At 39.4% G+C, this 13,815-nt stretch carries 6 protein-coding genes, 2 tRNA genes and 3 rRNA genes; 2 read left to right on the top strand and 9 right to left on the bottom strand.

Annotated elements, in window-relative coordinates:
- The first annotated feature begins 30 nt into the window (after positions 1-30).
- On the top strand, positions 31-1,188 hold the full coding sequence (locus tag VIX88_RS05525) for a porin (protein ID WP_154212771.1): 1,158 nt from the start codon (positions 31-33) through the stop codon (positions 1,186-1,188).
- Positions 1,189-1,363: 175 nt separating this feature from the next.
- Positions 1,364-1,840 (top strand): Dps family protein, encoded by a 477-nt coding sequence (locus tag VIX88_RS05530; RefSeq protein WP_222535155.1) that lies wholly within the window; start codon positions 1,364-1,366, stop codon positions 1,838-1,840.
- Positions 1,841-1,942: 102 nt separating this feature from the next.
- On the opposite strand, the gene VIX88_RS05535 is transcribed toward VIX88_RS05530, so the two are convergent.
- The 9 genes from VIX88_RS05535 to VIX88_RS05575 all read right to left on the bottom strand — a co-directional run bounded on the left by VIX88_RS05535 (position 1,943) and on the right by VIX88_RS05575 (position 13,781).
- A complete protein-coding gene (locus tag VIX88_RS05535) occupies positions 1,943-4,060 on the bottom strand; it encodes a S8 family peptidase (protein WP_064971305.1) in 2,118 nt (705 codons plus the stop codon).
- A gap of 488 nt (positions 4,061-4,548) precedes the next feature.
- A 5S ribosomal RNA gene (gene rrf, locus VIX88_RS05540) occupies positions 4,549-4,656 on the bottom strand.
- A 109-nt stretch (positions 4,657-4,765) separates the two neighbouring features.
- A 23S ribosomal RNA gene (locus tag VIX88_RS05545) occupies positions 4,766-7,515 on the bottom strand.
- A 161-nt stretch (positions 7,516-7,676) separates the two neighbouring features.
- A tRNA-Ala gene (locus VIX88_RS05550) sits at positions 7,677-7,750 on the bottom strand.
- A gap of 16 nt (positions 7,751-7,766) precedes the next feature.
- Positions 7,767-7,840 (bottom strand) — tRNA-Ile (locus VIX88_RS05555).
- Between the two features lie 197 nt (positions 7,841-8,037).
- Positions 8,038-9,554, bottom strand: a 16S ribosomal RNA gene (locus tag VIX88_RS05560).
- The 16S, 23S and 5S rRNA genes sit together here with 2 tRNA genes alongside, the layout of an rRNA operon.
- A 458-nt stretch (positions 9,555-10,012) precedes the next feature.
- Positions 10,013-10,903: a DUF72 domain-containing protein gene (locus VIX88_RS05565; protein WP_064971219.1), complete on the bottom strand. Its 891-nt coding sequence runs from the start codon at positions 10,901-10,903 to the stop codon at positions 10,013-10,015.
- A 28-nt stretch (positions 10,904-10,931) separates the two neighbouring features.
- Positions 10,932-12,014 (bottom strand): serine hydrolase domain-containing protein, encoded by a 1,083-nt coding sequence (locus VIX88_RS05570; protein ID WP_064971218.1) that lies wholly within the window; start codon positions 12,012-12,014, stop codon positions 10,932-10,934.
- A 111-nt stretch (positions 12,015-12,125) separates the two neighbouring features.
- Positions 12,126-13,781, bottom strand: a complete 1,656-nt coding sequence (locus VIX88_RS05575; protein ID WP_064971217.1) for a ribonucleoside-diphosphate reductase subunit alpha — start codon at positions 13,779-13,781, stop codon at positions 12,126-12,128.
- Positions 13,782-13,815 lie beyond the last annotated feature (34 nt).

Genomic DNA, 13,815 nt, shown 5'->3' on the forward strand with positions numbered 1-13,815 from the left:
TATACTGATTTTCAGTCTAATAAACAACTCTTGTTTTTTTCATTTCATAATGCACAACGGGTTAAAAAATGGTATTTCTACGGAGACTTCGATTTTGGTGGTGGTAAATTTCATCAAAGAAACTTATTCGTAAGATATTTCTTAAAAAATGACGAACAAAGCTCTAAGAGTATTAAGTTTGGTTACTATGCAGAGCCTTTCTCTATGAACTTAAACACTAGTGAATACGCTATGAAGTTCATGAATCGTCCTTCATCTGTAAATGCATTAGGAAACTTCAGAGCTCTTGGTATTACTTATAAATACTTCAACAATAGATTCTTCTCTGACCAAGGTTTATTTACAGAAGATGTATTAGAACAAAAGAAACCTGCAGGAAACCAAAGCTGGAATCTTACAGGTAGATATGTGTACTTACCTATTAGCAACTCTGATATGACCCTTCACTTGGGAGGTTCTCTTAGATACAGACAAATCAACGGAGGAGAACTTATCAATGAAGGTAAAACTCTAAAAACTAATCTTAGTATTGCTTCTCCACTAGAGCTTGGTATAGACCACAACAATAGTTTTGTAAACGCTGATGTTCCATGGGCTAAAAACCTATACAAAGCAGGATTCGAAGCTTTATTAAAAACACCAAAATTCTTTATTAGAGGTGAATATGTTATCCAAAAAGTGAAAAAACAAAGACCTGATAAAGAGTTATTTGAAGCTCAACTTGGAGGTATTTGGAGTTGGACTACTTTAGAAAGCTGGCAAAAAGCAAATCCTCTAGGAGACTCTCACTTTGATGGAGGATATGTAGAAGTAGGATATCTACTAAATAATAAATCTAAATACAAGTACAATAAAGAGTTTGCCCTTATCAGCGGTAACTATGATGAAGGTACTCTAGAAGCCGTTGCAAGGTATAACTATACCAACTTAAATGATATAGCACCTGGAGATGTATTCTTAAAGGGTAAAGATAAATTCTATCCTAATGGTAATATAACAGACTATCCTAATGAATCTTTAACTATTGCTGGAGGTAGAGTTCACTCTGCTACTGTAGGATTAAACTATACTTTCAACAGACACGCAATTCTTTCTGCGGGATATACTTATAGCCATTTAGACAATCCTTATTTCCCTAATGATAAGAATTTCCACTCTGTACAAGCTAGAATGATGTTCTCATTCTAAAAACAAGTAATATCTTACTTTTTTTAAAGGACTCGTTAATATTAACGAGTCTTTTTTTTATTTAAACTTAAATCTCTATCCTCTCAATAGTTTTTTACTATCATATTATTTATGAAGCAAATAGGAGTAAACCCTACCTTTGTACCAAGTTAATTCAATAATAAAAAATACTATTATGAAAAATTCTAAAATTATAGGGTTAAAAGAATCCGATTGCCAAAACATTACTGAAAAACTAAATATACTTTTAGCCAATTATTCTATTTTTTATCAAAATACAAGAGGTGCTCATTGGAATATCAAAGGGGCTGACTTCTTTACACTTCACCCTAAATTTGAAGAGCTTTACGACTCTTTAGTTCTTAAAATAGATGAAATTGCAGAGAGAATTTTAACACTAGGTGCTACACCTAACCACAATTACTCAGATTATTTAAAGGTTTCTTCCATCAAAGAAAGTAAAGAAGTAACCGACGGAAACAAATGTGTAGAACAAATTCTAGAAGCTTTTAAAATAGTGATTGACCTACAAAGAGAAATCTTAGAAATTGCTGGTGAAGCTGGTGATGAGGGTACTAACTCTCAAATGAGCGATTATATTAAGGAGCAAGAAAAAGAGGTTTGGATGTATAATACTTTCTTAGGTAAATAAAAGTTAAGTTCATTTTTATACTAAAAGCGTTCGTTTTAATTAAAACGAACGCTTTTTAATTTATTTCAAACTATGCTATTTAGTAAATTAAAATATTCACTTTTATTTTTTGATAAATTTCTTAGTAACCTTACCATTGATTGTCATCATATTTATTATATATACACCTGGCGTAAGCCCAGACACATCAACCGATTGTGAGAAATTACTACTTATAGTTTGAATTAATCTTCCTGACATATCATACATATACACAGGAGAAGTAATTAATTGAGGGTTAACAAAAATAATATTAGAAGTTACCACAGCATCTTGTAATGTGACCTCACTGGTCTGAGTACTCAACACAAGATTAGTATATCCAGAAACTATAATGCTATAATCTTGTGATTGCGTTTCAGCTCCTGAATTATTAAGTATTTTACCTTTATGGGAAACTTCCACTCTATATGTCCCTGAAGATGGTGTATCTATTAAAACCTGCTCTACATTATCTACCGTATTGTCTCCCTTAGTTGCAGCAGCCATTGGACTATTGATATTCAGCTTCCAAGGATAATATACCTCTCCCGTTTTTTCATTTATGATTCTTAAATCCAAATCATTTACTAACTTAGAAGTTCTATTATTATGAGCATCTCCATAGGTCTCAGGCAATTTTTTATAAGAAGGGTCTACCCAACTTATAGTTACCTTAAGCGGTTGTTTACCATCAGTGTTTAACGCTATTGACTCCTTACTTCCGCTTGTCAATTTTTTATTTTCAAAAATAACCTCTCCATTACTTTTCTTTACTAAAAGTTCTGCTCCTTTTTGGGCATTAGCAAATCCCCAACCAAACCAAGCATCTGGACCTATATTTCCTGCTTCGTCTGCAGAATGTACTAAAAGTGTTTTCGCCGATGCAGCATCTAAACTAGAACCATTAAACAAATCTTTATAAATCTGTATCCATAGCCCTATAATACCTGTAACTTGAGGAGCTGAATAAGAAGTTCCACTTCCATAAGTCCACCCATTACTACCTGTACTAGATGATGATGCAGAAAAAATATCACTTCCCACACCTGCAATATCAGGTTTTATAGCACCATCATCTCTAGGACCTGCACTACTATAATCAGCTTTTACTACATCGGTAGATTGATTATATCTTTTATTATTTGAGGTTATTTTTTCCGTAGCACCAACTACTATAATATTTTTAGCCAAAGAACCAGGTCCTATACAGTCATATCCCTCAGAACAGTTATTACTAGGTAAAGTATCAGCCTGCGTAAACTGAACATAATTCCCATTATCATCTTCATAATAAGAGTTTAGACTGGTACCTGAAGGACCATCACCAAAGGAATTCCCTGCTGATTTAACTAAAATCATAGAAGGATTTTCATAAACTATATCATCATATTTTTGGTCATTACTAAGATAGGCTCCATTCAAATCGTAAGACAATTTAGTTGCTGTATCATAAGCACCTCCCCAATAAAAGCCTTTTCCCATGTCACCTGCCTCTTCGTAACTCCAACCTGGATTTATACCATACGAATGATTAGAAAGATACGCTTTAGAGAATAATATTTTTTGATATACTGTTTTATCAGCATTTTCGCCCTCTAAAGTAGAATTCATAAAACTATAAGCATCAAAAGTAGCTTTAGGCATAATTCCCTTAGTATTACCCGAGATAGTCCCATCTCCTATAATATGCCCTATCCCCCCTAACATACTAGTAACAGCAGTCGCATGAGCACTATAACTAGAAGAAACTTTCTCTTTATTAACCACTCTAGTACTTACAGCACCTCCAAAATCAGTATGTTTCTCATAGACTTTCCCTCCGTCGAACACAGATACCTTTACATTTTCTCCATTATAACTTTTTGTCAGCCCTAACATTTTACCATTTTGGATAAAATCCACATTAGAGTTCTCTATTTGGTCTAAATCCTCTGTACTCAAGAAATAAGGCTTTCCATCAAAAAAGAAATCAACCTTTTTTCTTTTATCTAGCAAAGCCCTTTCTGCTTTTTTTATACCTTCAAGAGAGGACTTACCTGCCAATACTTTATTAGTAAGTAAATTATTCTTATAAAAATCAAACTGAGAGAGCAAACGATTTTTATCTTCTTCTAATTTTTTTTCAAGAGAAAAAGAATTCTCTTGAGCCAAAACAACACCCCCAAGCCCTATACAAGTTAAAAATATAATTTTCTTCATACTTAGATTTTTCACACTGCAAATGTAGTCATTTATTATTAAGTTCATAATTTTACTAAAAGATTAAAGATACCCTCTTCCCTATAGGGCGTGTCCCTTTGCCAAATCTAACCCAGCACTAGGGTCGGTCTACGGGCAGTCGCTATCTTACAAAGCCCACACCTATCCCTTACACCTTTGTAAGATGAGCTCCAACAATGCCCTTCGCCCTCACGCAACGGCATTCATAATACAAATTTCAATCGCTTAGTTCCAACTCTTTTAAACTTTCAGAAAACACTGCGAGAAGTTATCCTATCTCTCGCACCGTTTTAATTAAAACGGTGCAAGGAGTTTTATAATCCTACGCCGATGTGTTGCTTTACCCTACAACACTCCGTTGTCTTAGGCTACGCCGATGTGGCGTCTGATAAGACAACACACCTCCTTCCTGAACACTCCAAACAAAAAGCCTCTAGCAATACTGCTAGAGGCTTTTCAAAAATAAAAACTGGCGGCGACCTACTCTCCCACTTTCGTAGTACCATCGGCGCTGGTGGGCTTAACTTCTGTGTTCGGAATGGGAACAGGTGAGCCCCACCGCTAAAACCACCCTAAAGTTCTTTATATAAAAATTAGTGTGTCCTAATTCTTTTTATCGGTAATTTTCATCACAAAGACAAAACCTTGCTCGCACTTATAAGGCTTTTTTAACATAACCCATTAGGCTATAAATCTACGGGTAATTAGTACTACTCGGCTATGCTGTTACCAACTTTACACCTGTAGCCTATCAACGTGGTCATCTCCCACGACCCTTAAAAGATGTCTCATCTTGAGGCAGGTTTCGCACTTATATGCCTTCAGTGCTTATCCTTACCAAACTTAGCTACTCTGCGGTGCGCCTGGCGGCACAACAGATACACCAGAGGTTTGTTCAAATCGGTCCTCTCGTACTAGATTCAAGCCCTCTCAAACATCTAACGCCCGCAATAGATAGAGACCGAACTGTCTCACGACGTTCTGAACCCAGCTCGCGTGCCACTTTAATGGGCGAACAGCCCAACCCTTGGGACCTTCTCCAGCCCCAGGATGTGACGAGCCGACATCGAGGTGCCGAACCTCCCCGTCGATGTGAGCTCTTGGGGGAGACTAGCCTGTTATCCCCGGAGTACCTTTTATCCTATGAGCGATGGCCCTTCCATACGGAACCACCGGATCACTATGTCCTGCTTTCGCACCTGATCGACTTGTAGGTCTCACAGTCAAGCACCCTTATGCCATTACACTCTACGCACGGTTACCAAGCGTGCTGAGGGTACCTTTGAAAGCCTCCGTTACTCTTTTGGAGGCGACCACCCCAGTCAAACTACCCACCACGCAATGTCCTCGTTTCCGAGTTAGGCTCTAAGTAAACAAAGGGTGGTATTTCAACAACGGCTCCACCAACACTAGCGTGCCAGATTCACAGCCTCCCACCTATCCTACACATTGTTTACTCAAAGTCAATACGAAGTTATAGTAAAGGTTCACAGGGTCTTTTCGTCCCATTGCGGGTAATCGGCATCTTCACCGATACTACAATTTCACCGAGCTCGTGGCTGAGACAGTGCCCAGATCGTTACACCATTCGTGCAGGTCGGAACTTACCCGACAAGGAATTTCGCTACCTTAGGACCGTTATAGTTACGGCCGCCGTTTACTGGGGCTTCAGTTAATGCCTTCGCTTACGCTAAGCACCTTCCTTAACCTTCCAGCACCGGGCAGGTGTCAGACCCTATACAGCATCTTTCGATTTAGCAGAGTCCTGTGTTTTTGATAAACAGTCGCCTGGGCCTCTTCACTGCGGCCAACATTTCTGTTGGCGTCTCTTCTTCCGAAGTTACGAGACTATTTTGCCTAGTTCCTTAGCCACGACTCACTCGAGCACCTTAGGATTCTCTCCTCGACTACCTGTGTCGGTTTTGGTACGGGTTGCTTCACTTCGGCTTTTCTTGGAACTGCTTTCCCTACAACAACTTCGCCCGTAGGCTAGGTCTCAACTATTCCGTCAGTCTTCAGTAAGTACGGCAATCCGTCCCCTTTTTAGTGTGAGCAAGTATGGGAATATTAACCCATTGTCCATCCACTTCCCCTTTCGGGTACGCGTTAGGTCCCGACTAACCCTCAGCTGATTAGCATGGCTGAGGAAACCTTAGTCTTTCGGTGAGGGGGGTTCTCGCCCCCTTTATCGTTACTTATGCCTACATTTTCTTTTCTATAAGCTCCACAATACCTCGCGATACTGCTTCTGCGCCGATAGAATGCTCTCCTACCGATGTATTAATACATCCCATAGCTTCGGTAATATGCTTATGCCCGATTATTATCCATGCCGGACCGCTCGACTAGTGAGCTGTTACGCACTCTTTAAATGAATGGCTGCTTCCAAGCCAACATCCTAGCTGTCAATGCAGTCCAACCGCGTTATTTCAACTTAGCATATATTTAGGGACCTTAGCTGTTGGTCCGGGTTCTTTCCCTCTCGGACATGGACCTTAGCACCCATGCCCTCACTGCTGATGAACATTTATTAGCATTCGGAGTTTGTCAGGAATTGGTAGGCGGTGAAACCCCCGCATCCAATCAGTAGCTCTACCTCTAATAAACTTAACATCAACGCTGCACCTAAATGCATTTCGGAGAGTACGAGCTATCTCCCAGTTTGATTGGCCTTTCACCCCTACCCACAGGTCATCCGAAGACTTTTCAACGTCAACCGGTTCGGTCCTCCACTTTGTGTTACCAAAGCTTCAACCTGCCCATGGGTAGATCACAAGGTTTCGCGTCTAATCCTACTAACTATTCGCCCTATTCAGACTCGCTTTCGCTTCGGCTCCGTAACTTAATTACTTAACCTCGCTAGTAAAATTAACTCGTAGGCTCATTATGCAAAAGGCACGCCGTCACAGCAATAAGCTGCTCCGACCGCTTGTAGGCGTACGGTTTCAGGTTCTCTTTCACCCTTCTATTCGAAGTGCTTTTCACCTTTCCTTCACAGTACTTGTTCACTATCGGTCTTTCAGGAGTATTTAGCCTTGGAGGATGGTCCCCCCATATTCAGACAGGATTTCACGTGTCCCGCCCTACTCTTGTATCACTTATGTATGCCTTTCATGTACGGGGCTATCACCCTCTATGGCCACTCTTTCCAAAGTGTTCTATTAAACATATAAAAGCTTTTGGGCTAATCCGCTTTCGCTCGCCACTACTTACGGAATCTCTTCGATTTCTTTTCCTCCGGGTACTTAGATGTTTCAGTTCTCCGGGTTTGCTCTGCTTACGCAGTAATACATCTTCAATGTATTGGGTTGCCCCATTCGGATATCTACGGATCTATTCGTGTGTGCCAATCCCCGTAGCTTTTCGCAGCTTACCACGTCCTTCGTCGCCTCTGAAAGCCTAGGCATCCGCCATACGCCCTTAACGATTTCTTTCCTAATATTTTTGGTTACTCAAGCACTTATAAGTGCTCGGTTTTCTCTTTGTGATGTCTTTTACCGTTAATGTCAATGTGCTTTACGCTCGCTAAATATTTAATGAACTGATGTTGTATTTGGCCCCATCCGTCACTTTTAAATTAAATATCTAACCCTTGTGGAGAATAAGGGAGTCGAACCCTTGACCTCCTGCGTGCAAGGCAGGCGCTCTAGCCAGCTGAGCTAATTCCCCCTCTTTTTATAATTAGTAGTCTCGGGCAGGCTCGAACTGCCGACCTCTACATTATCAGTGTAGCGCTCTAACCAGCTGAGCTACGAGACTGTCTTAGATGTCAGAGTTTAGATTGTTAGAATTTAGACTTGCATCCTTTTTCTAACTTCCAACTTCTAGTTTCTAATCTCTTTCTTATCCCTGATACTAATCTTAGGGGTTATTTCTTTATATACCAACCAGTAAAAAAACCAAAGCTACTTTAAGTAAGCTCTCTTATTTTTGTTTATACTCCAAATGAGTCTCTAAAATGAGATGTTCCAGCCGCACCTTCCGGTACGGCTACCTTGTTACGACTTAGCCCTAGTTACTAGTTTTACCCTAGGCAGCTCCTGTTACGGTCACCGACTTCAGGTACCCCCAGCTTCCATGGCTTGACGGGCGGTGTGTACAAGGCCCGGGAACGTATTCACCGCGCCATGGCTGATGCGCGATTACTAGCGATTCCAGCTTCATAGAGTCGAGTTGCAGACTCCAATCCGAACTGAGACCGGCTTTCGAGATTTGCATCACTTCGCAGTGTAGCTGCCCTCTGTACCGGCCATTGTATCACGTGTGTGGCCCAAGGCGTAAGGGCCGTGATGATTTGACGTCATCCCCACCTTCCTCGCTACTTGCGTAGGCAGTCTCACTAGAGTCCCCAACTTAATGATGGCAACTAGTGACAGGGGTTGCGCTCGTTGCAGGACTTAACCTAACACCTCACGGCACGAGCTGACGACAACCATGCAGCACCTTGAAAATTGTCCGAAGAAAACCGTATTTCTACAGCTGTCAATTCCCATTTAAGCCTTGGTAAGGTTCCTCGCGTATCATCGAATTAAACCACATGATCCACCGCTTGTGCGGGCCCCCGTCAATTCCTTTGAGTTTCAACCTTGCGGTCGTACTCCCCAGGTGGCTAACTTATCACTTTCGCTTAGTCTCTGAACCCTAAAGCCCAAAAACGAGTTAGCATCGTTTACGGCGTGGACTACCAGGGTATCTAATCCTGTTCGCTCCCCACGCTTTCGTCCCTCAGCGTCAGTTATAACTTGGTAACCTGCCTTCGCAATCGGTGTTCTGAGTAATATCTATGCATTTCACCGCTACACTACTCATTCCAGCTACCTCAACTATACTCAAGACTAGCAGTATCAACGGCAGTTCTACAGTTAAGCTGTAGGCTTTCACCACTGACTTACTAGCCCGCCTGCGGACCCTTTAAACCCAATAAATCCGGATAACGCTTGCACCCTCCGTATTACCGCGGCTGCTGGCACGGAGTTAGCCGGTGCTTATTCGTACAGTACCTTCAGCTACCCTCACGAGGGTAGGTTTATCCCTGTACAAAAGAAGTTTACAACCCATAGGGCCGTCGTCCTTCACGCGGGATGGCTGGATCAGGCTTGCACCCATTGTCCAATATTCCTCACTGCTGCCTCCCGTAGGAGTCTGGTCCGTGTCTCAGTACCAGTGTGGGGGATCACCCTCTCAGGCCCCCTAAAGATCATTGACTTGGTGAGCCGTTACCTCACCAACTATCTAATCTTGCGCGTGCCCATCTCTATCCGCCGGAGCTTTCAATACTAATTGATGCCAATCAGTATATTATGAGGTATTAATCTCCCTTTCGAAAGGCTATCCCTCAGATAAAGGCAGGTTGCACACGTGTTCCGCACCCGTACGCCGCTCTCAAGTATCCGAAGATACTCTACCGCTCGGCTTGCATGTGTTAGGCCTCCCGCTAGCGTTCATCCTGAGCCAGGATCAAACTCTCCATTGTATGTTTTTCCCGTCTCACTCAAAGTTTTGTTACGCTTTGGTTTTTTCCTTACTTGGTTGTTATAGTATCTTTCAATGTCCTCTATTCTTCTCGCTAAATCTCTCACCGATTTTCTCAGTTCCGATTTGCGAGCGCAAAAGTAAAAAGTTTTTTTTAATTGACCAAATGTTTTTGAAAAAATTTTAAATATTTTTTCTCAACACCGATAAACACCCCCTCGCAATACTCCTCCTTATTCTTAAGGCTTATTACTACTAAGCATTTAAACTAATCAATCCACTCCTACTCTCTCATATCGAGGCTGCAAAAATATAAATTCTTTGTCATTAACTCCAAATGTTTTATAACATTTTTTTATCCATCATATATAATCGACTGATTTGCAAAATGAAAAATTTGAACATAATCTAGGACATATAGTAATATATGGTGTACTGCCTACATTTTTATTAGGTTTATTAAAATAAAGTTAGTGTTTTTGGACTCGCCATTTTGGGTATTTGTAAATTTTTACCTAATGCTTCATTGAGTGTTTGGATAAAATGTGCGGAAAGAAGCGGAGAGGCTTCCTCTAGATTCTGATGTACAAAAAAATAAAGATTTTGTAAACCTTGCTCCTTCCAATATTTAATGAGTTGTACCCAATCTTCTAATCTTGTATAATCGCTATCTGTATTTGCTCCTACATAACGAATAAATGCTGTGGACGTGGTAAGTCTTTGATGCAACATATCTCTCCTTCCCGCCGTATCCACTATAATATTAGTAATATTTCTACTTTCAAAAAGATTACAAGTTTCTTGAAATACTGTTTCATCAGAAAACCATTTTTCGTTTCTTAGTTCTATGGCTAAAGGAATTTCACAAGGCCAATCTAATACAAACCTCTCTAAACGGTCAAAGTTTTTAGGTTGAAAATTATCATGAAGTTGCAAAAATACCATTCCAAGCTTTTCATTAAAGTTTAAAATTGAAGTAGCATATTGCGTTACCACATCATTAACATTGATTAGCCTTCGGTAATGAGATATGGTATTTGTGATTTTTGGAAAAAACTTGAACCCTGCGGGTGTTTTATCTCTCCATACAGCAACCTGCTCAGCGGAAGGTAAACTATAAAAGGTCGCGTTAAGTTCAATTGAGTTAAATTGAGTAGAATAATAAGATAGTTCGTCTTTAGTCCCTTTTGGATAAAAGCCTTTCAACTCTGCTTTATTCCACTTGGCACAACCTACTGAAATATTTAGCTTTTGAACAGGCTTCCCTCCCAATATCCTTAGAGTATCTGGATGTGAACTAGGCAATGTAAAATCTACTACCGATGGGTCTAATACTTTTCCGAATTTCATTTTTAAGTTTTAGTCAATTACTTTTTCTCTATTTATACTTCCTTTTTAAAAGGTCTAACATTTCAAAAACACCTTTTTGTGCCTCCGCGGTTCCGCTATTTACCAATATAATATAACCTAAATGCTTTTTTCTATCAATTTGAGCATAGGAAAAAAATGTGCCATCTGAACCTGAATGGTCTGAAATCTCTTGAATTTTATCTTGATAATTACCCCAGCCTATAGAATAGTCTTTTTTGGAAGTATATAAGTATTGATAAGTTTCAGGAGTCAAAATATTTCTTTCCCCAGAAAGCCCCTGTATATTTAATTGTATAAACTTGGAATAATTGTAAATATTCATACTTAAATCTCCCGCTGGTTCTGCTAAACTCAAATCATAATCGACATTTGGTAAAACTTCAACTTGTTTTCCTCCTTCTAACCAATGCCCTAAAGGTTGATTTTTAGCATTTCTACTAGGCCAACCCAACCGAAAATCTATCTCTAATTTTGTTTTTAACACTTCTTCTATCAGTTGTTCCCAAGACTTTCCAGAAACTTTTTCAAGCATCATTGCCGCAATACTATACCCTGCGTTTGAGTAATTGTAAGTATTTTTGTTTTCTATCGGAGAGAGCCTTAAAACATATTCTCCAAATTTGGTTCTTTTCTGTTGTTTAGTTCCTTTAAATTTAGGAAGTTTACTATACTCCTCTCCACTAGTAAAAGGCTGAACATTAGCTCTATGGCATAATAAATCTTCTAAAGTTATACTGTGATACTTGACATTTGAACTCTTTTTAAACTTTGGAAATAAATCAAAAAACTTGGTTTTCCATTTTATTTTACCTTGTTCTACCAAATATGCAGAAATAAACCCCGTAATAGCTTTAGTATTAGAACCTAGATGAAATAAATCTTCAAAGGAAGCATTGGGTTTTCCTTTCTTTTCAGTAACTCTGTGATGCCCCCTTACTTTTTGCACCAATATAGTATCTTTCGTTACAACAGCGAACGCCATTTCGGGAATATCGTATTTTGTCATAATACTATCCGCCTGTCCTTCTAAATTTTGAGCTAAAAAACTTTCAAAAAATAAAATCAGGGCAATAAATATAATTCTCCACATACTATTGATACTTTGAACAAAGATAGAAAACCTTTAATTAAAAAGAAAAACCATAGCCCTAAGACTACGGTTTTATCTTCCTCAACTTTAATTATTACACTCTATATTTATCTATGCTTCGCAACTAGAACAAGTTACAAAATTTACCATCAATTCTTTGGACACAGACGAACTTCTCTGATAGTAAAGAGTTTTAACACCTTTCTTCCACGCCTCTATCATCAAGAAGTTAACATCTTTTACTGGCATTGTGGAAGGAATTTGCAAATTCAAAGATTGTGCTTGGTCTATATACTGCTGTCTTTGAGCCGCTTGACTGATAATTTCCATAGGAGAAATTTCTTTGAAAGTCTTGAAAACAGCCTTTTCCTCTTCCGTAAGCCCATCTAAATGCTGCACAGAACCATGGTTAAGCATAATGTTTCTCCATGTTTCCTCGTTTTCTAGGCCCTTCGCTTCCAGCAGTTTTTTAAGGTATTTATTTTTTCTCATAAAATTACCTTTAGCCAAACCTGCTTTATAATAATTTGATGCAAAAGGCTCTATACCTGGAGAGGTTTGCCCTAAAATAGCCGAACTAGAAGTGGTAGGTGCGATTGCCATCAGCGTGGTATTTCTCATACCGTAACCTTTAAGCAATTCTGGTTCGCCATAAATATTAGCTAACTCTTTAGAAGCTGCTTCCGCTTGTTCTTTGATGTGTTTGAATGCTCTAGCATTGAATTGAGTCGCTTCAAAACTTTCAAAAGGAATCATATTTTTTTGCAAATACGAATGATACCCTAAAACACCTAGACCTAACGCTCTGTGTTTCATTGCAAAATTTCTAGCTCCTTGTAAATAATAGTTACCTTCCGTTTTTTCGATAAATTCGGACAATACTGCATCTAAGAAATAAATCGCCAATTTAACCGCATTAGTATCCTTCCACTCATCATAAAGTTCCAAATTCATAGAAGAAAGACAACATATAAATGACTCCTCCTGAGTAGATGGCAACATAATTTCTGAACAAAGGTTACTCGCATTAACCAACAACCCTTTATCTTTATAAACTTGAGGTTTATTTCTGTTGACATTATCGGTAAAGAAAATATATGGCAACCCTTTCTGCTGTCTGCTTTCTAAAACTTTAGCCCAAATCTTCCTCTTATCAATGTCCCCATCTATCATATCTTGCATCCAGTAATCTGGCACGCAAACGCCCGTAAATAGGTTTTGAATAGGGCTACCGATGTCTTTTATCGTCAAAAACTCCTCTATATCTCCGTGGTCTATATCTAGATAAGCCGCAAACGCCCCTCTTCTTACTCCTCCTTGAGAAACCACATCCATAGCTGTATCAAACAACTTCATAAAAGAAACTGCCCCAGACGATTTACCGTTATCTGTAACGGCCGTCCCTCTATGACGAAGCTCCCCAAAATAACCAGAAGTACCACCACCTATTTTGGTTTGCATGATAACTTCTCCCATTTTGTGGGTAATCCCCTCAATACTATCTGGAATATGAACATTGAAACAAGAAATCGGAAGACCTCTCTGCGTTCCCATATTCGCCCATACAGGAGACGAAAAGCTAATCCAACCTTTCACAATCATCTCTTCGAAGGCTGGTTGTAACTCTGGTTTATAAAGCCTCTTTGCAGCAGCCGTAGTAATCCTTTTAATCGCTCCATGCACTGTCTCTCCCTTCAGAAGATAGCCTCTATTGAGCATTTGTTCAGACTCCTCATTTAGCCACCATATATCTTGTAGTTCTTCCATTTTGTTTTTCTTGTTTTATTTCTTGCTTTAGATT

The organism is Riemerella anatipestifer, from assembly GCF_035666175.1.
In the GTDB taxonomy this organism is placed as follows: domain Bacteria; phylum Bacteroidota; class Bacteroidia; order Flavobacteriales; family Weeksellaceae; genus Riemerella; species Riemerella anatipestifer_D.